This window comes from Arthrobacter sp. BGA-UO-ETr-C19, assembly GCF_059568005.1.
Map to the genome: position 1 here is coordinate 210,571 of NZ_JCAQPC010000023.1, position 24,941 is coordinate 235,511.

At 64.0% G+C, this 24,941-nt stretch carries 21 protein-coding genes and 1 pseudogene; 14 read left to right on the top strand and 8 right to left on the bottom strand.

What is annotated here, in order from left to right:
* Positions 1 to 24 precede the first annotated feature (24 nt).
* The 4 genes from AC57BR_RS17115 (at position 25) to AC57BR_RS17130 (ending at position 4,413) form a co-directional block, all read left to right on the top strand.
* Positions 25 to 738, top strand: coding sequence for a gluconate 2-dehydrogenase subunit 3 family protein (locus AC57BR_RS17115; RefSeq protein ID WP_496362664.1), 714 nt, complete (start codon positions 25 to 27; stop codon positions 736 to 738).
* A gap of 149 nt (positions 739 to 887) precedes the next feature.
* Positions 888 to 1,880, top strand: a complete 993-nt coding sequence (locus AC57BR_RS17120) for a LacI family DNA-binding transcriptional regulator (RefSeq protein ID WP_496363341.1) — start codon at positions 888 to 890, stop codon at positions 1,878 to 1,880.
* A gap of 181 nt (positions 1,881 to 2,061) precedes the next feature.
* Positions 2,062 to 3,153, top strand: a complete 1,092-nt coding sequence (locus tag AC57BR_RS17125) for a nitrilase-related carbon-nitrogen hydrolase (protein ID WP_496362666.1) — start codon at positions 2,062 to 2,064, stop codon at positions 3,151 to 3,153.
* Positions 3,154 to 3,306: 153 nt separating this feature from the next.
* The gene (locus AC57BR_RS17130) at positions 3,307 to 4,413 is read left to right on the top strand and encodes a Gfo/Idh/MocA family protein (protein ID WP_496362668.1); all 1,107 of its coding nucleotides are present in this window, start codon (positions 3,307 to 3,309) and stop codon (positions 4,411 to 4,413) included.
* Positions 4,414 to 4,439: 26 nt separating this feature from the next.
* On the opposite strand, the pseudogene AC57BR_RS17135 reads toward AC57BR_RS17130, so the two are convergent.
* Positions 4,440 to 4,673, bottom strand: a pseudogene (locus tag AC57BR_RS17135) (helix-turn-helix domain-containing protein); the annotation flags it as partial.
* A 248-nt stretch (positions 4,674 to 4,921) separates the two neighbouring features.
* Here AC57BR_RS17135 and AC57BR_RS17140 point away from each other — a divergent pair.
* The gene (locus tag AC57BR_RS17140; protein WP_496362670.1) at positions 4,922 to 5,911 is read left to right on the top strand and encodes a LacI family DNA-binding transcriptional regulator; all 990 of its coding nucleotides are present in this window, start codon (positions 4,922 to 4,924) and stop codon (positions 5,909 to 5,911) included.
* Positions 5,912 to 6,004: 93 nt separating this feature from the next.
* Here the strand turns inward: AC57BR_RS17140 and AC57BR_RS17145 are convergent, their stop codons facing one another.
* The gene (locus tag AC57BR_RS17145; RefSeq protein WP_496363343.1) at positions 6,005 to 6,346 is read right to left on the bottom strand and encodes an IS110 family transposase; all 342 of its coding nucleotides are present in this window, start codon (positions 6,344 to 6,346) and stop codon (positions 6,005 to 6,007) included.
* A gap of 1,282 nt (positions 6,347 to 7,628) precedes the next feature.
* Between AC57BR_RS17145 and AC57BR_RS17150 the strand changes: the two genes are divergently transcribed.
* From AC57BR_RS17150 to AC57BR_RS17185, 8 genes are all read left to right on the top strand, one after another.
* Positions 7,629 to 8,801, top strand: a complete 1,173-nt coding sequence (locus AC57BR_RS17150; RefSeq protein ID WP_496362672.1) for an FAD-dependent oxidoreductase — start codon at positions 7,629 to 7,631, stop codon at positions 8,799 to 8,801.
* The gene (gene torT / locus AC57BR_RS17155; RefSeq protein WP_496362674.1) at positions 8,798 to 9,946 is read left to right on the top strand and encodes a TMAO reductase system periplasmic protein TorT; all 1,149 of its coding nucleotides are present in this window, start codon (positions 8,798 to 8,800) and stop codon (positions 9,944 to 9,946) included. The genes AC57BR_RS17150 and torT overlap by 4 nt, the downstream gene beginning before the upstream one ends.
* On the top strand, positions 9,946 to 11,601 hold the full coding sequence (locus AC57BR_RS17160) for an amidohydrolase (protein WP_496362676.1): 1,656 nt from the start codon (positions 9,946 to 9,948) through the stop codon (positions 11,599 to 11,601). Before torT ends, AC57BR_RS17160 begins: the two co-directional genes overlap by 1 nt.
* Positions 11,598 to 13,094, top strand: a complete 1,497-nt coding sequence (locus AC57BR_RS17165) for a sugar ABC transporter ATP-binding protein (protein ID WP_496362678.1) — start codon at positions 11,598 to 11,600, stop codon at positions 13,092 to 13,094. The genes AC57BR_RS17160 and AC57BR_RS17165 overlap by 4 nt, the downstream gene beginning before the upstream one ends.
* 34 nt (positions 13,095 to 13,128) lie before the next feature.
* Positions 13,129 to 14,124 (top strand): ABC transporter permease, encoded by a 996-nt coding sequence (locus AC57BR_RS17170; RefSeq protein WP_496362680.1) that lies wholly within the window; start codon positions 13,129 to 13,131, stop codon positions 14,122 to 14,124.
* A gap of 92 nt (positions 14,125 to 14,216) precedes the next feature.
* Positions 14,217 to 14,816 (top strand): helix-turn-helix domain-containing protein, encoded by a 600-nt coding sequence (locus AC57BR_RS17175; protein WP_496362682.1) that lies wholly within the window; start codon positions 14,217 to 14,219, stop codon positions 14,814 to 14,816.
* Positions 14,817 to 15,010: 194 nt separating this feature from the next.
* Positions 15,011 to 16,492 (top strand): NAD-dependent succinate-semialdehyde dehydrogenase, encoded by a 1,482-nt coding sequence (locus AC57BR_RS17180; RefSeq protein WP_496362684.1) that lies wholly within the window; start codon positions 15,011 to 15,013, stop codon positions 16,490 to 16,492.
* Between the two features lie 97 nt (positions 16,493 to 16,589).
* Positions 16,590 to 17,168: a flavin reductase family protein gene (locus AC57BR_RS17185; protein WP_496363345.1), complete on the top strand. Its 579-nt coding sequence runs from the start codon at positions 16,590 to 16,592 to the stop codon at positions 17,166 to 17,168.
* Positions 17,169 to 17,221: 53 nt separating this feature from the next.
* On the opposite strand, the gene AC57BR_RS17190 is transcribed toward AC57BR_RS17185, so the two are convergent.
* Positions 17,222 to 18,604 (bottom strand): SLC13 family permease, encoded by a 1,383-nt coding sequence (locus AC57BR_RS17190; RefSeq protein ID WP_496362686.1) that lies wholly within the window; start codon positions 18,602 to 18,604, stop codon positions 17,222 to 17,224.
* A 12-nt stretch (positions 18,605 to 18,616) separates the two neighbouring features.
* Positions 18,617 to 19,435 carry a maleate cis-trans isomerase family protein gene (locus tag AC57BR_RS17195; RefSeq protein ID WP_496362688.1) on the bottom strand — a complete coding sequence of 273 codons (819 nt, stop codon included), beginning with the start codon at positions 19,433 to 19,435 and terminating at the stop codon, positions 18,617 to 18,619.
* 187 nt (positions 19,436 to 19,622) lie between these two features.
* On the opposite strand from AC57BR_RS17195, the gene AC57BR_RS17200 reads away from it, so the two are divergent.
* On the top strand, positions 19,623 to 20,408 hold the full coding sequence (locus AC57BR_RS17200; RefSeq protein WP_496362690.1) for an IclR family transcriptional regulator: 786 nt from the start codon (positions 19,623 to 19,625) through the stop codon (positions 20,406 to 20,408).
* Between the two features lie 124 nt (positions 20,409 to 20,532).
* Here AC57BR_RS17200 and AC57BR_RS17205 read toward each other — a convergent pair whose 3' ends face one another.
* The 4 genes from AC57BR_RS17205 to AC57BR_RS17220 form a co-directional block, all read right to left on the bottom strand.
* Entirely contained in the window at positions 20,533 to 21,123 is a 591-nt protein-coding gene (locus tag AC57BR_RS17205) for a hypothetical protein (RefSeq protein WP_496362692.1), read from the bottom strand.
* 27 nt (positions 21,124 to 21,150) lie between these two features.
* Positions 21,151 to 22,299 (bottom strand): zinc-dependent alcohol dehydrogenase, encoded by a 1,149-nt coding sequence (locus AC57BR_RS17210; protein ID WP_496362694.1) that lies wholly within the window; start codon positions 22,297 to 22,299, stop codon positions 21,151 to 21,153.
* A 49-nt stretch (positions 22,300 to 22,348) separates the two neighbouring features.
* Complete coding sequence (locus tag AC57BR_RS17215; RefSeq protein WP_496362696.1) at positions 22,349 to 23,497, bottom strand: glutathione-independent formaldehyde dehydrogenase; 1,149 nt, start codon at positions 23,495 to 23,497, stop codon at positions 22,349 to 22,351.
* 360 nt (positions 23,498 to 23,857) lie between these two features.
* On the bottom strand, positions 23,858 to 24,736 hold the full coding sequence (locus AC57BR_RS17220; RefSeq protein WP_496362698.1) for a hypothetical protein: 879 nt from the start codon (positions 24,734 to 24,736) through the stop codon (positions 23,858 to 23,860).
* Positions 24,737 to 24,941 lie beyond the last annotated feature (205 nt).

A 24,941-nucleotide genomic window follows, 5' to 3' on the forward strand; every position in this document is an offset into this window, starting at 1 on the left:
CACACACGAAAGGACAGATCTCACATGGGACAGGCGGAATGGGCTACGGTACCCATCTCAACCCGGGACGTCGACGGGCCGGTATTCTTCACCGAGCACGAGTGGAATACGATCGAGGCCGCAACGGCCCGGATCATCCCCACCGACCACCACCCGGGCGCGCGTGAGGCCAAGGTCGTGCGCTTCATTGACCGGATGCTCGCGGGAACGCAGTTCATCTTCCCGGCCGCGGACGGCAACGGGTTCCTCCGGATGGAGGGCCGCGACGAGGCCGCGTGGCAGGAACGCATCAAGCAGCGCCGGGAGTTTTACCGCGAGGGCGTTGTGGAGTTGGACCGGCTGGCGAAAGAGCGTGCCGACGTCGAGTTCCTCGAACTTCCGGCAGAGGACCAGGACGCGGTGCTCGAGACACTTTCGGGCGCAGCGAAGCCACACGCTTTTTCATTGGAGCACTCCGACGTTGGTCTTGGGGGCGCGCCGGCAGGAAACCAGCCGGTCAACGAGGACTTCCTGGAGTTCTTCCCGCTGCTCGTGCTAAATACCCGTCAGGGGTTTTACGGCGACCCGGCGTACGGAGGCAACGAGAATCGCGTCGGTTGGGGTGTTATCGGCTTCGACGGACCTCCGTCGCTCGCCTCAACCATGGACGGCAGCTACACCACCCGCAAGTACATGGTGGAGGGGGCCGAGTGGCCGTACGACCAGCATCCCGAAGTCCTGCGGTACCGGCGTCCGTGACAGCCGGCGCAACGCCGGGGGTCATCATGCCGAGTCGGTCAAGGGTAGCCGGGGATAATGGAGTGGTGTCCACGACCCCCGTACCCTCAGAAGCCCGGAACTCCAATGGGCGCGGGGAGCGGCTGGCCTCCAGGTCAAAGGCTCCCCGGATGTCGGACGTTGCCCGGCTCGCCGGGGTGTCCCAGCAGACGGTGTCACGGGTTGTCAGGGGAGCGACGAATGTGGATCCGGACATCCGCCAACGCGTGGAGCACGCAATAGCGCAACTGCGGTACCGCCGGAATCCCGCGGCCGCGGCTCTCGCCAGCAACCGGACCATGACGATCGGTGTTGTCAGCTTCGAACTGTCGGTCCTGGGCCCAACGGTGGCCCTGTACGGTATTTCGGAAGAAGCCCGGCAACATGGCTATGCGACGCGTTTAGTCACGTTGGCCAGTCTCGAACGGCGGGATATTCGGGCCGCCTTCGAATCCATCAATTCGGACACGGTTGACGGCGTAATCGTGCTCGCGCCCCTGTTGGATGCGATCACGGTGCTTGAGGGCCTCGACATCGGTGTCCCCGTGGTGACCTTCCAGCAGGGATCGCACCCGAGCCCGACAAGCGTTTCGGTTGACGAAGTGCGCGGGGCCCGGATGGTGGTGCGCCACTTGCTGGACCTCGGACACGAAACGGTGTGGCATGTTCAAGGCCCGCCGGGTTGGATGGCAACATCCGCCCGGGTCCAGGGATGGGCGGCGGAACTCGGGGCGGCCGGACGAGTCGTTCCGACGCCGCTCGCAACGACCGACTGGTCGGCCGCGGAGGGATACCGCGTGGGACGTGACCTTGCCGCAAGGAAGGACGTCACGGCGGTCTTTGCCGCCAACGACCCCTTCGCGCTCGGCGTGATTAAGGCCATGGACGACGCCGGACGCAACGTGCCGGGAGACGTCAGCGTTGTGGGATTCGACGACGTCAAGGAAGCACCGTTCTTCCGGCCGGCACTGACCACGGTGAAGTTGGACTTCGAAGCCATCGGCCACATCGCCGTAGGCCGCATCCTCGCCATGATCAAGGAGGAGGCGGAGGGGGACATCCCCCTGCTGGAACCGCTCCTCATGCTCCGCGACACCACAGCGCCGCCCCGTAGCCGGCGCTGACACCAACCGCGCCTGCCTGCACCCATACCCAGGGCTAAACTCCCGGCTCTGGGCCCCCAAGGGCTCCTGCCCTATTTCTGAAAATCAATGACCCCCGGGTCTTGCAATTCCCTACCTAACCGGAATACCGTGAGTTAGCGCTAACTCGGGTACTCAAAGAAGAGAAAAGAGAGAAAAAACAATGGTCGATCCATTTGTCGTCGTTGCGGTTTCGCCGCGGACAATCAATGTGAAGAATCCCGGTGACGGCGTTGCCAACGTCAAGCGCATCAACGAATTCATCGACACGGCAGTCATGGTCGGGGCCTGGGAGGGCTCTCCGGTCAAGCTGGTAGTCCTGCCCGAAATGGCGATCCAGGGCATGATCGCAAACACGCCAGGAAACCGCGAAAAGGAACGCCACTTTGCCGTGACGATTCCCGGGCCGGAGACAGACGAGCTGGCGAAAAAAGCCGTGGAACTCAACACCTACATCGCTGCCGAACTGTACATGGTCAAGGACGAGGACTTCCCGGACCGCCACTTCAATGTCGCCTTCATCATCGATCCGCAGGGCGAGATCATCTACAAGCGCTACAAGGCCACCAGTGATGCCTACGAGGGCGGCATGCTCGGCAACATGAACCCGCACGACGTGTGGGACGAGTGGATTGAAAAGAAGGGAAACGGCAACGCAATGGACGCCATCTTCCCGGTGGCGAAGACCGAGATCGGCAACATCGGGTACGCCATCTGCCACGAGGGTGTCTACCCCGAGGTGCCGCGTGGGCTCGCGATGAACGGCGCCGAGATCATTATCCGGGGCACCCTGATCGAGCCGGCCGTCCAAAACGGTATGTGGGAACTGCAGAACCGGGCACACGCCATGTTCAACTCGGCGTACGTCGTCGCCCCGAACCTGGGGCCCGAAGTCCGCGATGACGGGAGCATGCAGGACCTGTTCGGCGGCCAGTCCATGATCGTCGGTCCACGCGGCCAGATCCTCACCAAGCAGCAGGGCTGGACCTCGGGCGACTCGTTCGTCTGCACCACGATCGACATCGAGGCACTCCGCCGGGCCCGTGTCTCGAACGGCCTGTACAACCAGTACAAGGACCTGCGCACCGAGCAGTACAGGGTCATTTACGACAACCCGATCTACCCGAAGAACCAGTACCTCGACGCACCTCCCGGTGAGGACTGGCTGGCCCGGGAAGACTCAACACGGGCTGCCAACATCAAGAAGCTCATCGAGCGGGGTGTTCTCACGCCGCCGTCCGGCTACAAGGCCTAACGTGGGGGAATTGGCCGGGGATCACGTGTCTCGTGGGCCCCGGCCAATTCTGCACCAATGCTCAGCTGTAGCAGGCCTGTCGCCGGAGACGTTGGCGCGAACCCCGGACAGATTACTCAACTGTGTTCACCATCCGACCGAAGAGGATGCTCAATGATCCGCCAGCCAGCGCTGACCGGCGAAGACGACAAATCAGACCCGAAAGAAGCAAGAGGAAGCGACAGGCCTTCATTGCGGGCCGCAATTATCGGCTTCGGCATATCCGGCTGCGTCTTCCACGCCCCGCTCATTCAGGCGAGCGATTCTTACGTTCTGGAAGCCATCGTCACTTCAGACCCAGGAAGGACTCGTGCTGCTCGGGCAAGCTATCCGCAGGCCCGCATCATTCCCACCCCCGAGGAACTGTTTGCCAGGGTTGATGAAGGGGAGCTGGCCCTGGATGTGGTCGTCATCGGCACACCTCCCCTCAACCACAAACAACTGGCCAAGGCAGCCCTCGAACGCGGTCTGCACGTCGTTGTCGACAAACCGTTCGTCCCATGCTCTGAAGATGGTGAAGAGCTCATTGCCGCGGCGAATGACGCCGGTCGGTGCCTGACCGTGTTCCAGAACCGCCGATGGGATGGTGATTTCCTTACCCTCAAGCAGCTGATTCGCGACGGAAAGCTTGGCAAAGTCCGCACGTTTGAATCCCGCTTCGAGTGGTGGAGGCCCGAGGGGTTCCGGAACTGGCGGGATACAGCCCTGCTGGCTGAGGGCGGAGGGATACTTCACGACCTCGGCGCCCACCTGATCGACCAGGCCATCCAGTTGTTTGGCCCAGTCGCGGAAGTCTACGGGGAAACCGCCCGTCATGGCGATCCCGATGAGTCCGATGCAGACCAGGATGCCTTCCTCTCGCTTCTGCACCGGTCCGGAACGCGGTCCCGCCTGTGGATGAACGGACAGGCTGCCCGGCTAGGTCCCCGCTTCCACGTCCTGGGCTCCCAGGCCGCCTACACGAAATGGGGACTTGACGGACAGGAAAAGGCGTTGGAAGAGGGCGTACTCCCAACCGATCCTGAATACGGCATTGAACCTCCGGAAAGTTGGGGGAAAGTAGGTGTGGCCGGATCCTTGCGGGAACAGCCGACCCGCCGGGGCGACTATCCCCGGTTCTATACGCAGCTGGCGCATGCCCTACAAACCGGGGGTAGCCCACCTGTTGATCCCAGCGACGCCGTGGAAGTCCTCAAAATCATCGAGCGAGCTCGCCGATAACCGTGATTTCGTCAAGATGACGCGGTTCAGGTTCCGGTCCGTAGGGGAAATGCCTCCGCCGACCTGGCCTGGCGCAGGTACTGGTACACCGTTTCCCGGCTGATGCCGTAATCGCTGGCAAGGGCCGATTCAGGACTTCCACTGGCGGCCCGCTGAACCGGTTCGGCGGCTCGTTCCGGGGTGAGGGTCTTCTTCCGTCCGCGGTAGGCGTCGCGCGGCTTGGCCAGGGCGATACCTTCGCGCTGGCGTTCCCGGATTAGCCTTGGTGGTGAAGACCCGGGCCAGAATCTGGCCGTAGAGCGGGCGTTTCTCGGCCGTACGACCAGCATCCCGAAGTCCTGCGGTACCGGCGTCGGTGACAGCCGGCGCAACGCCGGGGGTCATCATGCCGAGTCGGTCAAGGGTAGCCGGGGATAATGGAGTGGTGTCCACGACCCCCGTACCCTCAGAAGCCCGGAACTCCAATGGGCGGGGGGAGCGGCTGGTTTCCAGGTCAAAGGCTGCGCGGATGTCGGACGTTGCCCGGCTTGCCGGGGTGTCCCAGCAGACGGTGTCACGGGTTGTCAGGGGAGCGACGAATGTGGATCCGGACATCCGTCAACGCGTGGAGCACGCCATCGCGCAATTGCGGTACCGCCGGAATCCCGCGGCCGCGGCTCTCGCCAGTAACCGGACCATGACGATCGGTGTTGTCAGCTTCGAACTGTCGGTCCTGGGCCCAACGGTGGCCCTGTACGGTATTTCGGAAGAAGCCCGGCAACATGGCTATGCGACGCGTTTAGTCACGTTGGCCAGTCTCGAACGGCGGGATATTCGGGCCGCCTTCGAATCCATCAATTCGGACACGGTTGACGGCGTAATCGTGCTCGCGCCCCTGTTGGATGCGATCACGGTGCTTGAGGGCCTCGACATCGGTGTCCCCGTGGTGACCTTCCAGCAGGGATCGCACCCGAGCCCGACAAGCGTTTCGGTTGACGAAGTGCGCGGGGCCCGGATGGTGGTGCGCCACTTGCTGGACCTCGGGCACGAGACGGTGTGGCATGTTCAAGGCCCGCCGGGTTGGATGGCAACATCCGCCCGGGTCCAGGGATGGGCGGCGGAACTGGGCGCGGCCGGACGAGTCGTTCCGACGCCGCTCGCAACGACCGATTGGTCGGCCGCGGAGGGATACCGCGTGGGACGTGACCTTGCCGCAAGGAAGGACGTCACGGCGGTCTTTGCCGCCAACGACCCCTTCGCGCTCGGCGTGATTAAGGCCATGGACGACGCCGGACGCAACGTGCCGGGCGACGTCAGCGTTGTGGGATTCGACGACGTCAAGGAAGCACCGTATCTTCGGCCGACACTGACGATCGTACGGCTTGACTTCGAAGCGATCGGCCACACAGCTGTAGGCCGAGTCCTGGCCATGATCAAAGAGGAGGCGGAGGGAGACATCCCTCCGCTGGAACCAAGGCTAGTGATACGCGGTTCCACCGCCCCTCGCGCCACGCGCTGACAGCATGGCTAATAAGCGTTGCACCTTCAGACCCGGAACGTGAGCGCCACCAAGCCACAGAAAGAGCTAATACACGCATTCTTGCAGCATTCCTTATCCATGTTTGGCACTCCCGTCGGGCGGGGCGTGTCTCCACGCGTGTCTATGCCAGCCGAGGCAAACAACGGGCCATCGCAGCGAACCGGTAGTAGCGTTCGCGAAAGTAGGGGTTTTTGGTCCGGGCTGCTCCCATGGCCGCATGCCGAGGGCAGCTCCGAGTGCTTTGTTGCCGTTTCGCTGGCTGCGTGGCTTCTTGGTTCCGCCGGATTCGTGGCTGCCAGGGCGTACTCCCGTCCACGAAGCTAGATGCGCGGCGGTCCGGAACCTGGTCATGTCACCACCTGTCTCGGCGATGATCACCGCAGCGCCTTTGCGGTCAATATCCGGGACGGTCACCAACTGCTCGACCGTGTCGGCGAACGGGGCGAGTTCGGCGTCGATCCGTTCAGTGACCTCCTCGACGACGGCGCTCGGTTCATCGCGGCGCAGAATAGGCGCAGAATAATTGCGCAAAGGAACGCGTGGTGGTCCTTGCGGCGCACCCTTCTCGTAACACTTCCATTGATCGCCCCTTCTCCGGTCCGTTTAGCGGTGCCGCCCTGGAGGCCGTCCGATCGGACATGGCGGTGGAGAAGCAGATTCTGGACGAGCTGTGCGGTGCCGCGCCTGCGATGCTTCAGAGAACTCGAGGTGCGGCCAGCCAACTTGATTCGTGCACGAATTGTTTGCGCAGCAACTATTTGATATCTTGTTTCAGTTCCGCCCGGAGTGGTGCCCCCCAATCCTCTCCGGGCGGAACGTATGTGCGGCGCCGGACGGCTTACACCGCCTCATCAATTCCGCGCCCGTCAACTGACAAGCCGCGAAAAACAGTTCTTGTGGAGTGGCCGGCGCCTCCGGTCCAGCCGATCGGTGGAAGGAGGGACAGGCAGTTGGCAGAACGAGAAAGATTCCGGGGCCTTCCTGCGAGTTCTCCGGGTCAGGCTGTATCCGCCTCCGATGATGGCGAAACCTCTCAGGGGCGCGATGTGTGGATAGCGGGACCGGAAACTGTTCCAGCCGGAAGCCGCGTCTGCCTGCAAAGCTGTGGCCGTCCCGCGATTGACGGTGTCCTGGACGAGTGGATGCCCGACGGGTCCGCTTTCTGGATCTGGCTGGATGCTGGAGCAGGGCGGCGTCTTATCCACGAGGGCGACGGCGTCCAGGTGGTTACGGAGTCCCTGCCTCACGCTTAGGGTCTTTGATCGAGCGAGTTGATGCCACCCGAGCGCGTCCCGCGTCCCGTGGTCGGCGGCCAGGCTTCATTGGCGCAATGCCGCGCCAGCGTTTCATCCGGGAGGGCCGCGGACCTGCACACCTGCCCCTGCCGGCGCGGCCATCCTGGCCTTCGGCTGCGAGCGCCTGTGCCCCTGCCGAGCCCTTAACTGGTCATCCAGCTCGAATCAGCAAGGAATCGTTCTTCCGCTGCCCACTAGGCAAGAACCTCCCGGTCGGACGCTCCGGCCGCCGAGCCGCTTGCCTGTCCTCGGGAGACGCAGCTCTGCGCGAACACAGCGGTGTGGTTAAAAAACTTTGATGAGATCTAAGAAAAGTATTGCTGATCACAGTTTTTGTGATTAGCATCTCCAAGGGATCTGAAATGCAGATCCAGATAAGGGACGGCAAAGGAGCCACCTATATGCATATCGAAATCGCGGGTGCCGGTCTGGCGGGGCTGACTGCAGCGGCGGCGTTCGGCAAAGCCGGGTGTTCGGTCCGTGTACACGAAAAAGGGTCCATCCTCCGGGAGATCGGGGCTGGAATCTACCTGTGGGAAAACGGCCTCCGGGCGCTGGAAGCCATCGGGGCATACGAGGAAGTTGTCTCCCGGGCCGAGAAGGTTGAGGTTCCGTTCCTGCGGGACCATGATGGCAGCACGCTCCAGGACGAGTGGCTGCGGAACCACCGCCTTTACACTGTCGGCCGGCGGCACCTCTACCAGAGTCTTCTTAACGCGGCCCGCCGCCAGGGTGTGGAGATCGTCACCGACTCGCCGGTCACCGGGGCCACTCCGAACGGGACGCTGACCACGGCCGGCGGTCAGGAGTACCCGGCTGACCTTGCCATCGGGGCCGACGGCGTGTTCTCCAAGGTCCGGGATTCGCTCGGCCTGCGCCAAAAACTTGTGGATCTGCGCGACGGCGGCGGGCGGCACCTTATCCCCCGGACGGGCGACGATCCGGTCCACCAGACCATCGAGCAGTGGAACGGCGGACGCCGCATCGGCATCATCCCGTGCTCACCGGACGAAACGTATGTCTTCCTCTGCTGCCCTGCGAACGACGTCGAGGGCCGCGAACAGAATCCGTTCAACGCTGCCACGTGGATCGAAAGCTTCCCGGAGTTCCGCTCCCAGCTGGAGCGGATCCCCTTCGACACCGAAGGACGCTGGGCGCCTTTCCACGATGTGCACGTCAGCCAGTGGTACAGCGGCCGGACGGCACTGGTGGGGGACGCCGCCCACGCCATGTCACCGAACCTGGGTCAGGCGGCCTGCGTCGCGATGACCAATGCCGTGGCCCTGGCCATTGCGGTCACAAACAGCAGCAGCATCGATTTCGCCCTTAAGTCGTGGCAGGAAGGCCAGCGCGAGATGAGCGAAGGAGTCCAGCGCTACTCCCGCGTCTATGGCAAGGTCGGCACCATGTGGCCCAAGGGTCTCATGGATGCACGGTCCGCCCTGGTCAGGAAGCTCACGGCATCCCGCCGGGTGCAGGGGTCCATCAACTTCGCCGCCGAACGTTTTCCCGCCGGGCAGATCCAGCGCATCGACACCGCGGCCGGCGTCCTCCGGGAGGACGTGCTCGCATGATAACCCAGAAACTGAAAATTGTTGCCTTGGCCGCCGTCGGACTCCTCCTGCTCTCCGGATGCGCTACGGCAAGCGCCGAGGCCGAGCCGGTCAGCGGCGAATCCTGGTCCGCACCCGCGCTGCTGACGGACTGCAAGTCCCCCAAAGTGGACCCCCGCGGCTGCACAGGGCCGAACACCCCCGGGACCTACACGTCCCTGAGCCGGAGCGAGGTCACCAAGCCCTGGCGCATCTGCTCCGTGCTGCCCCATTTGAAGGACCCGACCTGGGTGGGGATGAACTATGGTCAAGCCACGCAGGCGCGGCAGTTGGGCGTCTCCCTCACCACCACGGACGCGGGAGGCTATGAGAACGTCGCCCAGCAGGTGACGCAGGTGGAGGACTGTGTCAGCTCCGGCGCAAACGCGGTGCTGTTAAGCGCGGTCAGCAACGAGTCGCTGAACCCTGCCATCACCAAGGCTAAGAAGAAGGGTGTGGCGGTGGTCGACGTCGGGAACGGAGTCTCCTCCCCCGAGGTGGATGCCCGGGTGCTGCAGGACTACGTGGACATGGGCAAAATGATCGGTACCCATCTGGCATCACTGAAGAAGCCGCTGAAAGTGGCGCTCCTGCCGGGACCGGCCGGGGCAGGATGGACGGAGCGGTCCCGGAAGGGCTTCGAGGCGGCTGTCGCAGGCTCAGCCGTCGAAATTGTGGATGTCAAGTACGGAGACACCGGCAAAGAGGTCCAGCTGAAGCTCGTGGAGGACACCCTGTCCGCCAACCCTGAGATCGATGCAATTGTCGGCACTGCGATCACCATGGAAGTCGCCGCAACCCTCCTGGCCGAGCAGGGCAAGGCCGAGGACATCGGACTATACGGTACGTACGTGACCCCGCAGGCAGTTGAACTCATCAAGCGCGGGCAGGCGAAATGCGCTCCGTCCGAACAGTCCAGCCAGATCGGCAAGATCTCCGTGGACCTTGCGGTGCGGACACTGGAGCAGAAACCGCTGGACAAGAACATCCAGCGCTACGCCCCGGAGCCCCTCCTGATCTGCGGGCCCAAGGAGGACGGTTACGACAACACGTCGAAATTCGACGCCACCGGAAGCTTCGCGCCGCAGGGATGGTCACCGGCTTTCAACGTTGAAGCGGGCAAGTGATGGGTGCCACCGCCTTTGCGCTAACCGGCAACGTCGTCACCATGACCGCGGCACCCAATGCGCGCGTCGTCTACGTCGAAAACGGCAAGATCGCCGGCGTCGGTGACGACGCCTACGCCGGCGAACTGCAGCGGAACGGAATCACCATCCACGACCTGGGCGGGCGGACGATCCTTCCGGGATTCATTGACCCCCACGTGCACTTCGCCCAGTACGCGGCCGGAACCCACCGGGGCGTCGACTGCCGCGTGCCGGCGTGCAAAACCATCGCGGACGTTCTCGATGCCCTGCGGACGGGGCTGAACACGGGCCGGACTGTGGGTGACTGGCTCATCGGCTACGGCAACTTGTTCTTCGACCAAAAAATTGCCGAACGCAGGCTGCCGACCCGGCTGGAACTGGATTCGGTCAGCAAGACGACTCCCATTGTCCTGCACTGCGGCGGCCACGTGTCCGTGCTCAACACCCCTGCCCTGGCCTTGGCCGGGGTGGAGCGCTTCATCACCGGCGGTGAAGGCCTGTGGGGCAGCCCTGTGGTCCACCTTGACGACGCCGGCCAGCCGACCGGCGTCGTCGCGGAGATTGACGGCCTGCTGCCGATTCCGGAAAGCAGCGTCGAGGAACTGACGCGCTTCTATTCGGATACCTTCCACAGCGACTTCCTCGCGCATGGCGTTACGTCACTCGGTGAAATGGCCGAATCAGCACGCAACGTGCAGGCGCTGGACGCGGCGGTCGCGGGCGGCAGTCTCAACGGCCGGATCGCGCTGTACGCCATGGCACCGTCGCTGCTCCCGGTCGCGGCGGCGTGCGACTGGGTGGCCGGCTTTTCCTCACGCAGCGGGGCCGAACGGGTCTGGGCCCGGGGCGTCAAGGTGTTCGCGGACGGGGGATACTCCGCACGCAATGCGGCCAGCCTCGACGACTACTCCCCCGACCACAGCCACAGCGCCGGATACAGGGGCAAACTTAATCTCTCCCGCGGCGCCCTGATGGAAGCCATCAGGGCTGCGCGCCACAAAGACGTGCAGATCGCCATCCATACCAACGGCACCAGGGCCCAGCGCGAAGCGATCGAGGCCATTCTCGCCGTGGGCGGCGCCCACGACCACCCGCCAGTGCGCATCGAGCACCTGGGCAATGTGCTGGATTCGGTGGAGGAGATCGCATCATGGCGCGCGGCCAACGTGATCCCCGTGATGCAACCGGGCTTCCTGCACAACTTCATCGGTGACTACCTGCCCATGCTTTTCCCCGCCACAGGCAGCACGGGAAGGCTTCCCCTGCGGACCGTACTGCACGAAGGCGTATCGCCCGTCATCAGCTCGGACATCACTCTCGGCGGAGAACCGGGTGCGACGAATCCCTTACACACCATCTGGTCGGCGGTGTCCCGAAGAAGCTACTGGGGAAACCACATCGAACCGGAAGAGTCGATCTCGGTGGCGCAAGCTCTCCGGCTGCACACCATCGAGGCGGCGAAAGCCATCGGGCTCGACCACGTGGCCGGTTCCCTGGTGCCTGGAAAAGCCGCGGACATGGTGGTTCTGGACAGGGACCCCCATACCGTTCCCGAAGCGGAGCTGAAGAACATCCGGGTGGAACGCACATACGTCAACGGAGTCCTGGCGTATTCAGGAGGTGAGAAGGCATGACCGCCAACCCGTTAGTGGCTATCCGCAATGTGACCAAGAAGTTTGCCGGTGTCACGGCACTCAGTGATGTCTCCTTCGAGATCAAGCGCGGCGAAATCCATGCGCTCATGGGCGAGAACGGCGCAGGCAAGTCAACGCTGATCAAGATTCTCTGCGGAGTTCACAAGGCTACGACCGGATCAATAGCCCTGGACGGTGCCGAAACAGTTTTCGACGGCCCCCAGGACGCCGAGAAGGGCGGGATCCGGACCGTGTTCCAGGAACTGAACATCGTCCCGCAGCTTTCGGTGGCCGAGAACATCTCCCTGGGTTCACTGCCGCTTAAGTCCGGCCTCGTTGACCGGAAGAAGATGCTCGAGCGCGCTGCCGACGCCCTGTCCGGGTTGGGGGCAGACCTGCCGCTGGAAGCCCGTGCCGGTGACCTGCCGCGTTCGTCCCAGCAGCTGATCGAGATCGCCCGTGCCCTGATGGGTGAAGCGCGGCTCCTGATCCTGGACGAACCCACGGCTTCGCTGGGCGAGAACGAGAGCCGGCAGCTGCTGAACATCGTGACCGGGCTGGCCCGGCGAGGTGTTGCCATTCTCTATGTCACGCACCGCATGCATGAAGTGGAGGCCATTGCCGATCGCGTCTCGGTCCTCCGAGACGGGAAGTTCATCGAGACTCTCAATGCACCGATGGACGAAGCCATCATCGTCGAGAGGATGATCGGGCGCCCGGCGAGCTCGCTCTACCAGCACTCGAGACGGGAACCTGGCCGGGAACTCCTCGTGGTTTCCGGGCTCGGCAGCGCAACCCTGCGCGATGTTTCAATGACCGTGCGCGCCGGCGAGGTCGTCGGCGTCGCCGGCCTGCTCGGGTGCGGGAAATCAGACCTGGCCCGGGCCTGTTTCGGACTGCACCCGGTTCAGGACGGCGGCATTAACCTCGACGGCGAGCAGATCGCCAAGCCGTCACCGGCAGGAATGCTGGAGCGCGGGCTGGTCTACTATCCTTCGGACCGCCGGACCGAGGGCCTTGTTTTGGGCCGCCCGCTCTTCGAATCCATGACCATGGGTTCCCACCGGCCCGCGAAGATCACCCGGAAGGGTTTCCTGAGGACGCAGAAAGAGTATGAACTGGCGCACAGCATCGCCGAGGAGTTGGATCTGCGGCCCATGCAGCTTGAACGGACGTCCGGGAAGTTCTCGGGTGGCAACCAGCAAAAAGCCGTTCTGGCCAGGGGCCGGCTGCGCACGGCGAAAGTCCACCTGTTCGATGAACCGACGGTGGGAATCGACGTTGGAGCGAAAGCCGATGTTTACCGTCTGATCGACAACTATGCCGATGCCGGCCACGGCGTGGTGGTGATCTCCTCCGACCTGACGGAGATCATCGGCGTCAGCGACAGGGTCTACGTCATGCGCGAAGGCCGCATCGCCGCCCATCTGGCCGGCGCCGACATCACCGAAGAAAACATCGCCAGGTCATTCTTCGCCGCAGCCCCGGCCTGACCCCTCCCTTCCCATCTCTTAAGGAGAGAAACCCTTGACTGCAACACTTAGTCCACAACGCACAGCAGCCCCGGCCACCGCGCGGCGCAGCCTGCAGTTCATCCTGACCACCGGCCTCCTGCCCGCCCTTCTGATCCTGATGTGCGTTGTCTTTGCCATCGTGGAACCGCGCTTTGTGGACGGGTCAAACCTGCTCAACGTCGCCCGCCAATCCGTTTTCCTTCTCCTCATCGCCATGGGGCAGATGATCGTGCTGATCAATGCACAGCTGGATCTGTCCGTCGGTGCAACCGTCGCACTGACAAGCGTGGTGGTGGCCTCCGTGACCGCGGCCAGCTCCGGCGGACCCGAAAGCGTCCTGCTGGGACTGGGGGCCGGGCTCCTGCTCGGCGTAGTGGTTGGACTGGTGAACGGCTGCATCGTGGCCTTCTGGAAGGTTCCGTCCTTCATGGCCACGCTCGGTTCCACCTCGGTGCTGACAGGCCTGGCCCTGATCATTTCCAAGGGCGCCCCCATCATCGGGCTCCCGATGATCTTTTCCGACGTGCTGGCCACCTCCTCCGTTCTGGGGATTCCGGTGCCGGTGCTCCTCGGTATCGTTATCGCCATCGGAATGGGGATCTTTATGTCCCGCACCGTGCCGGGACGCAACATGTACGCCGTCGGAGGCAACCGGGCTGCGGCGCTGGTGGCGGGAATTAACGTGAAGAAAACGGTCATACTGGCGTTCGTCCTGTGCTCCGTCCTCGCTTCCCTGGCCGGCATCCTCCTCACCGCCCGTGTGGGCTCGGGAGAAGCATCCCTGGGTGCAAGCTTCGTGATGCTGTCCATCGCCGCTGCCGTGCTCGGCGGCACCTCGCTCTTCGGCGGTGAAGGCGTCCTGTGGCGCGTCGTACTCGGTGTCCTCTTCCTGGGCGTGCTGAGCAACGGCATGAACCTGCTCCACGTCTCCAGCTACATCCAGGAACTTGTCATTGGCATGGTCCTGATCGCCGCCGTAGCCGCTGAAAGGCTCAAGAGAGTGGCATGAGGGCACTCTCCGTTCCACCACAATCCCACTGATATGGTCATGTACTGACCAGCCGTCATCGGGCAGGCACAATCGGCGAAGGAGCAATCGGCATGGAAGACGCGGAGCCTACGGCCAACTCCGGAGGCACCCCCGCCGCCACATCCCCTGGCCCCAGTATCCGCAGAATCCGCAGGTCCAAGGACGTGACCCTTCTCGAGCTGGCGCGTCAGACAGGGCTTTCCGAAGGGTTTATTTCCCAGATCGAACGGCAAAAGGCCAACCCATCCTTCTCGTCGCTGTTGCGGATAGCAGGGGCGCTGAATGTTCCCATGTCGCTGCTGCTCGCCGAATCTGATGAAACAAATTTGGCGGCCAGCCCCGCACCCCGGGCGCTCGTGAAGCACCCGTCCGGGGTCTACCGGGACCGGCTCGTCACCCCTGCGAACGCAAAAACGATCCAGGTCATCGAAGCGGTGCTGGAGCCCGGCGAAGGCTCCCGCGTGGCACCATACGCGCACCCGGACGAGGAAGAATGCCTCGTAATGCTGGACGGGCAACTCGAGCTCCAATCAGGGGAAACCGTCTACAACCTGCAGGCAGGCGAATCCGTCCTGATCGATCCCGGAACGCCGCACTCTTACCGGAACCCGGGGTCGGTGCCGGCACGCTGGCTCTGGATCTCGGCAACCCAGGCCGTTCACCGGCACTAGACTCCCGCGCGTTTCCCGTTCCCACCACAAGCCTTGTGCACGATGTGTGGGAACGCTGCGGGCTGCGCTGGTTCTCGCCGGGAGCGGATTTCGTCGTCGCTGACTGGGGCGGCTTTCCGGGCGGACCAGCGCTGGGTCTTTCAACGAAATACTGCGCCAACGCGGCGCCACCAAGGAATTTACTAAGGAGAAACATGTCTACGGCCTTAGAACGTGAGAATGAAATATTGTCGGCTGTCCCGACCGGCCTGCTGATCAATGGCGAATGGCGTTCGGCGGCCTCGGGCGAGACCTTTGAGGTTGAGGACCCTGCCAGTGGCAAGATCCTGCTGAGCATCGCCGATGCCGGAGTGGAGGACGGCATGGCGGCTCTTGACGCGGCTGCCGCCGCGCAGGAGTCCTGGGCGAAAGTGCCGCCGCGGGAGCGGGGCGAGATCCTGCGGCGCGCCTTTGATCTGGTCACCGAGCGGGCCGAGGACTTCGCGCTGCTGATGACCCTGGAAATGGGCAAGCCGCTGGCCGAGGCCCGCGGCGAGGTCACCTACGGAGCCGAGTTCCTGCGCTGGTTCTCGGAGGAAGCCGTCCGCGCGTTCGGCCGCTACTCGGTGTCCCCGGACGGCAAGTCCCGCCTGTTGGTGACCAAGAAGCCGGTCGGCCCGTGCCTGCTGATCACGCCGTGGAACTTCCCGCTGGCCATGGCCACCCGCAAGATCGCCCCCGCTGTCGCGGCCGGCTGCACCATGGTCCTCAAGCCCGCCAGGCTCACACCCCTGACCTCCCAGCTGTTCGCTGCCGTGATGCAGGAAGCCGGACTGCCCGCCGGTGTCCTGAACGTCATCGCTTCCACGAGTGCCGGGGCCACCACCGGCCCGCTGATCAAGGATCAGCGCCTTCGGAAGCTGTCCTTCACCGGGTCCACCGAGGTGGGCCGCCGCCTGCTGTCCGACGCCTCCGAGACGGTCCTGCGGACCTCGATGGAGCTGGGCGGCAACGCCCCGTTCGTGGTGTTCGAGGACGCCGACGTCGATGCCGCCGTTGCCGGCGCCATGCTGGCCAAGCTGCGGAACATGGGCGAGGCCTGCACCGCCGCGAACCGTTTCATCGTGCACGAGTCCGTGGCCGACGAATTTGCGGAGAAGTTCGCCGCGAAGATGAGGGAGATGACCACCGCCCGCGGCACCGAGCCCGAGTCCAAGGTCGGTCCGCTGATCGACGCGAAGAGCCGTGACAAGGTCCACGAACTGGTCACCGACGCCGTGTCCGCCGGCGCCACAGCCGTGGTGGGCGGCGCCCCGGTGGAAGGCCCCGGGTACTTCTACCAGCCGACAATTCTGAAGGGCGTGTCCGAGGGAACCCGGATCCTGTCCGAGGAGATCTTCGGCCCCGTCGCCCCGATCACCACCTTCTCCTCCGAGGACGACGCTGTCCGCCTGGCCAACAACACCGAATACGGGCTGGTGGCCTACGTCTTCACGAAGGACCTCAACCGCGGCATCCGGATGGGCGAGCGGCTCGAAACGGGCATGCTCGGCCTGAACGCCGGCGTCATTTCCAACGCCGCAGCACCCTTCGGCGGCGTCAAGCAGTCCGGCCTGGGCCGTGAAGGCGGCATCGAGGGCATCGAGGAATACCTCTACACCCAGTACATCGGCATCGCCGACCCCTACGCCGGCTAACCCGGATTCCTTCCCCGCCGTGTTGTCTGCGTAGGCTGAAGTCATGCGAAAAGACTTTGATCCCGGCGAACTGTCATCGCGGGATTTTTACCGGCTGTTGACGGCCGTTGTTGTTCCCCGTCCGATTGCGTGGGTCTCAAGCAGGTCGGCGGAGGGCGTGGACAATCTTGCTCCGCATTCGTTCTTTACTGTTGCATCAGTGGATCCGCCGATCGTTCAGTTCACCTCGGTCGGAGAGAAGGATTCGCTGCGTAATATCCGCTCGCGGGGAGAGTTTGTGGTGAACCTGGCGCCTGCCGGGCTGATGGCCGAGGTCAATGCGACCGGCACGAATTTTCCCCCGGATGTGAGTGAGTTCGACGCGGCCGGAGTGACGCGGGAAGCAGGTCGCACCGTGGGCGTGCCCAGGGTAGGGGAGTCCCCGGTGGCCCTGGAGTGCCGGCTGCACAGTACGTTGCCGGTCGGTGACTGCGTTCTGGTCTTCGGGGAGGTCACCCATGCGGTGGTTGATTCGGGCGTTCTGGATGGCAGCCACCCGCGGATCGATCTGCTGGAACCGCTGGCACGGTTAGGGCTTGATGAATGGGGCACCACGGGATCGGTCAGGGAACTGAAACGGATCCGCAGGGCCGATTGGCCGGGCGGATTCCGGCGGAAGAACCGCTCCGTGGGCTGAGCCGTTGCGGGGTGCCCGTATGGTCCCGGGCACCCCGCAACGGGGCTTGTGGGTTAGCCGAGGCCGAGCTGGACGAAGATGAGCCAGACGAGGAGCGGCACGATCCCGATCATTGCGATCGCCCAGACCAGCAAAGCCCGGAAGAACATCCGCTCATCCTTTGGCTGGGCGCTGGCCATGAGCAGCGCCCCGCTGGTGGACATCGGACTGACGTCCACCACGGAGGAACTGATGGCGATCGCCGTGATCACGCCGATGGGGGAGAGCATCGGGTCCACTGCTATGGGAGTGACGATCGGGCTGATCACACCGAGGGTGCCGGTAGTGGAGGCGAAGGCGGAGACGACCGCCACAACGTAGCTGGCGATCAGGGCGGCGAGGGAGCTGTCGCCCAAACCGGCGATACCGGCCTCCAGTTCTTTCAGGGCCCCCATTTCTTCAAGTAGGCCCACGTAGGTGACGATGCCGGTGACCAGAATGATGGCGGACCAGGGCATGCTCTCAACGGCAGGCTTCTGCACGCCGGGGTTCACGCAGATCAGCACGAGGGCAACGACGAGCGAAGCCACTCCGACGTCGATGCCCAGGACGGTCGTCAGTATCAGCAACGCCCCCAGACCGATCAGGGTCAGGATGCGTATCGGTGTTGCCGCCACCTTGACCGGGCCCTGACGCAAGGCCGGGTCCGTGGACACCTGCGCCGGCGCTGCAACGGTGAGCACCGAGGTCCCAGGGTCGCCGGCAGCGCGCCGGGCCGCCCCGGGATGTACGGGGTCCTGGCTGGCATCGGCTCCGGTCGCGCCCGTTTCACGGCCGCTGAGCCGTGTAGCGCGGCGTTTCATGATCCACTGCACGAGGACGTAGGCGAGGACGGCGAGGACGGCGTTGAACACGAAGCAGTAGACGTAGAGCTTCAGGGAATCGGCGGATGCTCCTGCGTCATCGAGCATGACGTTGGCGAGCACGCCGAAAGGGTTGACGGGGGAGAATGCGCCGGCGTTCGCGCCCTGGACGATGACCAGACCCATGGCCAGTGTGCTGATGCCGAACCGGAGACCTAGTGCCAGGGCTACCGGAGCGACGATGGCGATGGCGGCCGGCGTGAAGGCCCCGGCGGAGGCGAGTGCCGCCGTCAGGAGGAACATCAGGATGGGAACGAGTACCTTGCGGTCGCCGGCGAGGCGCTCGGCCCAGTAGGCAAGCAGGTCGATGGTGCCGTTGCTCCTCACTATGGCGAAGAGCAAGGTGGCACCGACGAGGATGAAGAACAGGCCGGCCGGGAACTGGCCGATGACGTCCTTGATGGGCATGCCCACCAGCAGCGTCCCCACGCCGAAGGCGGCGACGAGGGCGATGAGTCCGGCGTTGACCCTGGTAAACGAGCCGATGGCAAAGGCGGCTACCAGGATGAAGAACGCGATGAGGGAAAGGGACATGAGGGTGTCCGCTTAGATCGTCGCGCCGGTCAGGGTGCGCGTTCCCGAGAGCAGGCTGCCGGCACCCGCAATGGCCGGAGTGTGCCCGAGGGCTTTGAGGATTTCGTACGTCGTGGCCGTCGCCGCGGTGATGACGGGCAAGCCGAGTTCATCTTCAACGGCCTGGACCGCCGGAAGTGAAGGCATCTGGACGCAGGCTGAAAGAACAATGGCCTCCGCGCCTTCGCGCTTGAGATTACGGGCAATGGCCGGCAGGTTCTGCGGATCCAGGCAACCGACCGCCAGGTTGTCTGCTACTTCGAGACTGGTTGCATCAAGGACGGTGATTCCGGCGCCCTCGATGTACTCGACCACCATTTGGGTCAGCGGCTTCATGTACGGGGTGATCATGGCGATCTTCCGGACGCCCATCTCCTGCAGGGTTCGTACCAACGCTCCGGCGCTGCTGGTGACCGGTGCCGGGTGCCCGTTTTCGGCCGCTGCCGCGGCGATCACCTCTTCAGATCCGGCATGGGCTCCCGGCCCCTGCGCCATGACAGCCACGAGGCAGGCATAGGCGATGACGTCCACGTCCGCGTCCGACACGGCTTGGGCGCAGCCGGCAGCCTTGCCCACCATCGCCAGAAGTTCTTCTCGGTTGACGTTCTTCATGCCCGCCCTGGCCGAGTGGAAGGTGTACTTGTGCCCGGTGGCCTCGGCCTGCCGGCGGAAGAGCTCGGGGAGCTCGGTTTCCATGGTGGTGTTCGAGCTGGGAACGATCAGGCCGATGCGGGAGGCGCCGGGGCGCTTGGGCTCGGGGGCAGTTTCACAGGTGACTTCAGGAGTGCTCATCGTTTTCTCCACGACGTTGTGCTGACAGGGAAACCCATAATCTGGGTTGCTGTCCCATGATGTGGGTCGAACGGTTAGAATGTCAAACAGATCACACGACCCCTGAGTGGGACCGCCGGACGGCTGGTTCTCGCCTGTCTAGGATGGAATGCACGCAGGATCGGGAATTACAGCAGAAAGGACCTCCGTGACATCGGAACAAGGCTCAGGTTCCTCACCACTTCTGGTGCTGCACAAGGTCGCCGAGATCCTGGACTGTTTCTCGGTCGCCGAACCCGAGCCGACCCTCCAGCAGATCATCCGCCGGACGGGACTGCCCTCCAGCACCTGCCAGCGGCTCGTTCAGAACATGGTCAGGGAAGGGTTCCTGGACCGCGAAGGAGACCGGTACCGGATCGGAATCGGCATGGTCCGCTGGGCCGCGCCCGGAACCCTGGGGCTCGACCTTGTCAAGCTGGTTAAACCCGTGCTGCAGCAGCTGCGCGACGAGACAGGCGAAAGCGCGTGTCTCTACGTCAGGGACGGAGCGTTCCGCACCGTGGTCGCAGTCGCAGAAACCCGCCACGTGGTAATGCGGCCATTCATGGTCGGAATGGTGATGCCCCTTCACGCGGGAGCTCCTGGCAAGATCTTCCTGGCGTATGACCCGGATGCCTGGAGTTCGTTGTCCGAATCGGAAATGAGCCGCTACACCCCTGCGACTCCCGTCACCCTCGAGCTTCTTCGGCAGCAGGCGCAGGCGGCCCGAGAGCAGGGCTACTACGCGGCCTTCGGTGAACGCAACGAAGACGTTGGATCGGTCAGCGCACCCGTTTTTGACCACACCGGCCGGCTCGCCGGTGTGCTGGGCCTGGGATTTCCCACCCAGCGCATAACGCCCGCCGACGTGCGCAGGCTCGGCCCCATCGTGGCGCGTGCCGCCGCCGCCGCGAGTAACGCGCTGGCCTACCAAAATGTGACGCATAAGGACTAGGGTGCGGTGCCGCCGACGTGCGGGTGTCACCAGCCCATGCGTTGCTGGTGACACCCTTGGTCCGCCGCCCTTGCAGAACAGCTGTTAGGTTTCGCGGTGCTTTCGCCAGGTCATGAGGGCGGCGTCATTTCCGACCCACCGCCGCCCGCCTGAGGGCCCGCACGGCGACGACACCGCCCAGGCCGGCAAGCACCCAGGGCCCGCCCACCATCAAAGGATCCATCCACTGGTGGTTGACGTCAGCGCGCTTTCTGCCGAACCGGGAGCGGACTCCGTGGCGGGAAAACTCGCTGAGCACTCCTGTCTCAGTGATCGGGTTGTCCGGGCGCAGGGTGGCGAACGAGCGAAGGTGGTGTTCCCACGCATCGACCCTGTCCGCGGCGATGAGCAGCAGCCAGTGCGCGGCGCGGCCTTCACTGTATTTGTAGGCGTATTTCCGGATGGCCCCCGAGGCGCCCTTGGGAGGGGTGGAGGTCCCGAAAACGGGCGTCACGAAAGCGTGCTCGACGGACCGCTCCCGGGGCCACTTCTCGGGCTGGCGTTCAGGGAAGTCCCAGTGCGCACCGGTATCGATGCCGGGCTGCTCGCGGGGGTAGGAGGGCCTGTCGGCCGGGTCGAGGTCTGCGCCCCATCCCGGGATTCGTGCCCGCAAGTCCTCCGCGGACTCCTTCAAGGCAGGCTTGCCGGCTTTGTAGGGGGTTGGTATCTCAGCCATGACGCTCTTCCTTTCAGGCTGTCGTGTTCAGGCCGGGGTGGAAACGATGAGGGGCTTGATGCAGTCATCGAGCTTCGCGGAGAACATGTGGTACCCCTCGGCGATGTGCTCCAGCGGAATGCGGTGGGTGACGATGTCGCTGGGCTTCAGGTACCCATTCCTGACGTGTTCGAACAACCGCGGCCACTGCCGTTTGACCGGGCACTGGTTCATGCGCAGCGTCAGCCCCTTATTCATGGCATCACCGAATTTCACTGCACTGAAAATCGGTCCGTAGGCGCCCACCACGGACACGGTTCCGCCTTTACGCACGGAATCGATGGCCCAGTTGAGGGCAATGGGGGATCCGCCCTGCAGCTTCAGTTTGCTGCTCGTGACGTGCTGGAGGAAGTTGCCGTCCGCTTCGGCCCCCACCGCGTCAATAACGACGTCGGCGCCCAGATAGTCGGTGGCTTTCTTCAGGTGCACCACAATGTCGTCGTACTCCACGAAGTTGTACGTTTCGGCGTGCGCGAACGAACGGGCCTTTTCCAGCCGGTACTCCAGATGGTCGATCACGATCACCCGCCCGGCGCCCATCAGCCAGGCGGACTTGGCGGCGAACAGGCCCACCGGCCCGGCGCCGAACACCACTACGGTGTCGCCTTCAACGATGTCGCCCAGTTGGGCGCCGAAATAACCGGTGGGGAGGGCGTCGGTGAGCAGGACGGCGTCCTCTTCGTCCATCCAGTCGGGGATCAAGCCTGGCCCGACGTCGGCGAACGGTACGCGCACATACTCGGACTGGCCGCCGTCGTAGCCTCCGCAGGTGTGGGAGTAGCCGTAGATCCCGCCGACGGCGGTGGCGTTGGGGTTGACATTGTGGCAGTTGGAGTACAGCCCGCGGGAGCAGAAGTAGCAGGACCCGCAGTAGACGTTGAACGGCACCATCACCCGGTCGCCCACCGCCAGGTTCTGCACGGAGGAGCCCACCTCATGCACCGTGCCAACGAACTCGTGCCCAAACGTCATCCCCACCCGGGTGTCTGGCATCATGCCGTGATAAAGGTGCAGGTCGGACCCGCAAATGGCACCCGTGCTGACCCGTACGATGGCGTCGTTCGGGTGCTCGATCTTCGGAATGTCTTTCTCTTCAACCCGGACTTTGTACGGGCCGCGGTAAACCATTGCTCGCATCAGGACCACGTCCCGGGAATTGCTTGTTTCGACATCGAAATTTCTCCTCTCAGGCTTCGGCCGGGTGGAGGACGACTTTGGTCCAGCCGTCTTCGCGGCTGTCGAAGTTCCTGTAGCCCTCGGGGGCCTGATCCAGCGGCAGCTCGTGGCTGACGATGAAAGAGGGGCTGGCCTTTCCGCCGGCGATCAGGTCGCGCAGGGCCCGGTTGTATTTCTTGACCGGGCACTGACCGGATCCCATCGTCTGTCCCTTGAACCAGTAGTTTCCGTAGTCGAATGCCACCTGCCCCTGCTGGGCGAGTTTGTCGGGCGCCCCGGGGTCCTGGGGCAGGAAGACACCTACCACGCCCAGGCCACCGACGAACCGGACCGAGTCTACGAGCCGGTTCAGGGTCAGGTTGGGCTGTTCGTTTCCGCCCGGGTCGTGGGCTTGGTAGCCGACGCATTCGCAGCCCCGGTCGGCCCCGAATCCCATGGTCTGGTCCTTGACGAACTCGACAGGGTCCACTGCGGAATCATCCACAGGGATGGCACCGATCTGTTCGGCCAGCTTCAGGCGGTCGCTTTGGCGGTCCACGACCATGACTTTGCCAGCGCCTTTGATAATGGCCGAGTAGGCTGCCATGAGGCCGACTGGTCCTGCCCCATAAATGACCACGGAGTCTCCTGGGTACACCCCGGCCAGCTCGGTGGCGTGCCAGCCGGTGGGGAAGATGTCGGCGACCATGACATAGTCGAGCTCCTTCTCCACGGAGTCCTCGCCCAGGCGCAGGCAGTTGAAGTCCCCGTACGGCACCCGCAGGTATTCGGCCTGCCCGCCCTGGTATGGGCCCATGTCCGCGAACCCGTAGGCCGCGCCTGCGAGCTGGGGTTCTGGCTGCATGGTCAGGCAGTAGTTGGTGAAACCGCGGTCGCAGTTTTTACAGAATCCGCAGGCGATGTTGAACGGCAGCACGACACGCTCGCCCACCTGCACTTTTCTCACCGCCGGGCCGGTCTCGACCACTTCGCCCAGGTTCTCGTGCCCGAAGGTGCGTCCGGGTTCGAAACTGGTGCGGCCCTCATACATGTGCAGGTCTGAGCCGCAGATATTCGTCGCGGTAATCCGCACCAGCGCGTCGGCCGGGTGCTCGATTTTGGCATCCGGTACGTCCTCGACGCTGACGTCGTTCGGTCCTTTGTAAACTACTGCCTTCACTTTTCCGCTCTTTTCTTTATCGCATCCCGACCGTGGCCAAGTAGTCGTAGCTTCCGGGCGCGCACCAACGTCACGCCTGCAGGACGGCGGCCCAAAAAGGGCGCGGAGTGTCACCGAATACGCGTATTGGAGCTGGCGGGGAAATGGGGGAACAAAGGATTGTGGCCCCTGGGCCAACCAAAGGGGTCGGGAGGCCAATGGTTTTCAGACGGCAGGCCGTCCGGGAAAAACCCGGCTGCCCCGTCTGTACGCAACAGAGAAACTAATCGAACCTTAATGCTAAGCACACTTACTAAGGGTGTCGAGAGGTCGCCCGAAAAATGTATGGACGATGCCGCGTTGAAGACTGGGTGCAGCGGTCTAGGTCCGCTCGCGTGCGAGCCGGTCGCGGCGCTCCTCCTCGCGCTTTGAGTACGCGGCCGCGCGGATTGCTTCATCCGACTCCAGACCGGTGCCAAGGGCGCCGCCGACGGTCGCCGCCGACGCGACAAACCATGTCAGCACGAACAGGTCGCCATAGCCGAGCGACACGTGGAGGTAGCCGCCCATTACAGCCGGGTCGAGGACAAACAGCGCCCAGGCCAGGTTCACGACGTAGAGCGCCAGATAGCAGATGAGAACCCCGATGGTCAGGGTCACCAACGTCGAGGTGTTGTAGAGACGGGACCTTTCCCTGGCCTCCGCAGAGTTGTCGTCGGGGCGGTCCCATAGTTCCCCGTCGATCACGAGCCAGGCAACAACGAGCGCGATGGAGGCGATCGTCGCGACCACGAGGCGCCACCATGACAGGGAGCCGGCCAGCAGCCAAACCGTGGAGTTGATTGTGGCGACCGCTCCCGTTGCCAGTGCTGCCACGAGCGCGGACTTGAGCCCGGGCACGAGGAGCCACGGACGGTTGGCGAGCACCATGCCCACGAGCAAGCGCCAGCGGCTAGTGAAGCGGGGGAGCGGCCCGCTGTGCTCGTCACGGGTGTTCTCGGCCATGCCGCTGGCGAGAGCGTGCACTGCATGCCGGGCACGCTGCTGCATACGGAGCCCGCCGAGCGCCGGCAGCGACAGCACAGCCGTGCGGCGTTGTGGGTCGGTCTCAGCCAGCAGGTACCGGCCGTCATCCTCGTCGCGAAACGGAAGCTCGGTCAACCCGATCACGACGTCCCATTCGTGCTGACGGGCCTGGTCCCGAAGCCGCACCAACGCAGTGTCGACGTCCTCCGAACCCAAGGTGAATGGCTCGCTCACGATCTTGATATCCCAGGCGCCGCGATCCTCGCCGCCGGGCGGCTCGAGGTCGCTCAGTAGGCGTGCGATCTCCGTGGGCGAGGCAGGGTCGGCCACGAGGCCCACCTGGATCCGCTTCATCACGGCAAGCTACCACAAAACGACAGGAGTGACGACCGTCCGGGCGCGCCCGCACGGCCTCGTTCACGGGGGCCTAAGTGTCCGT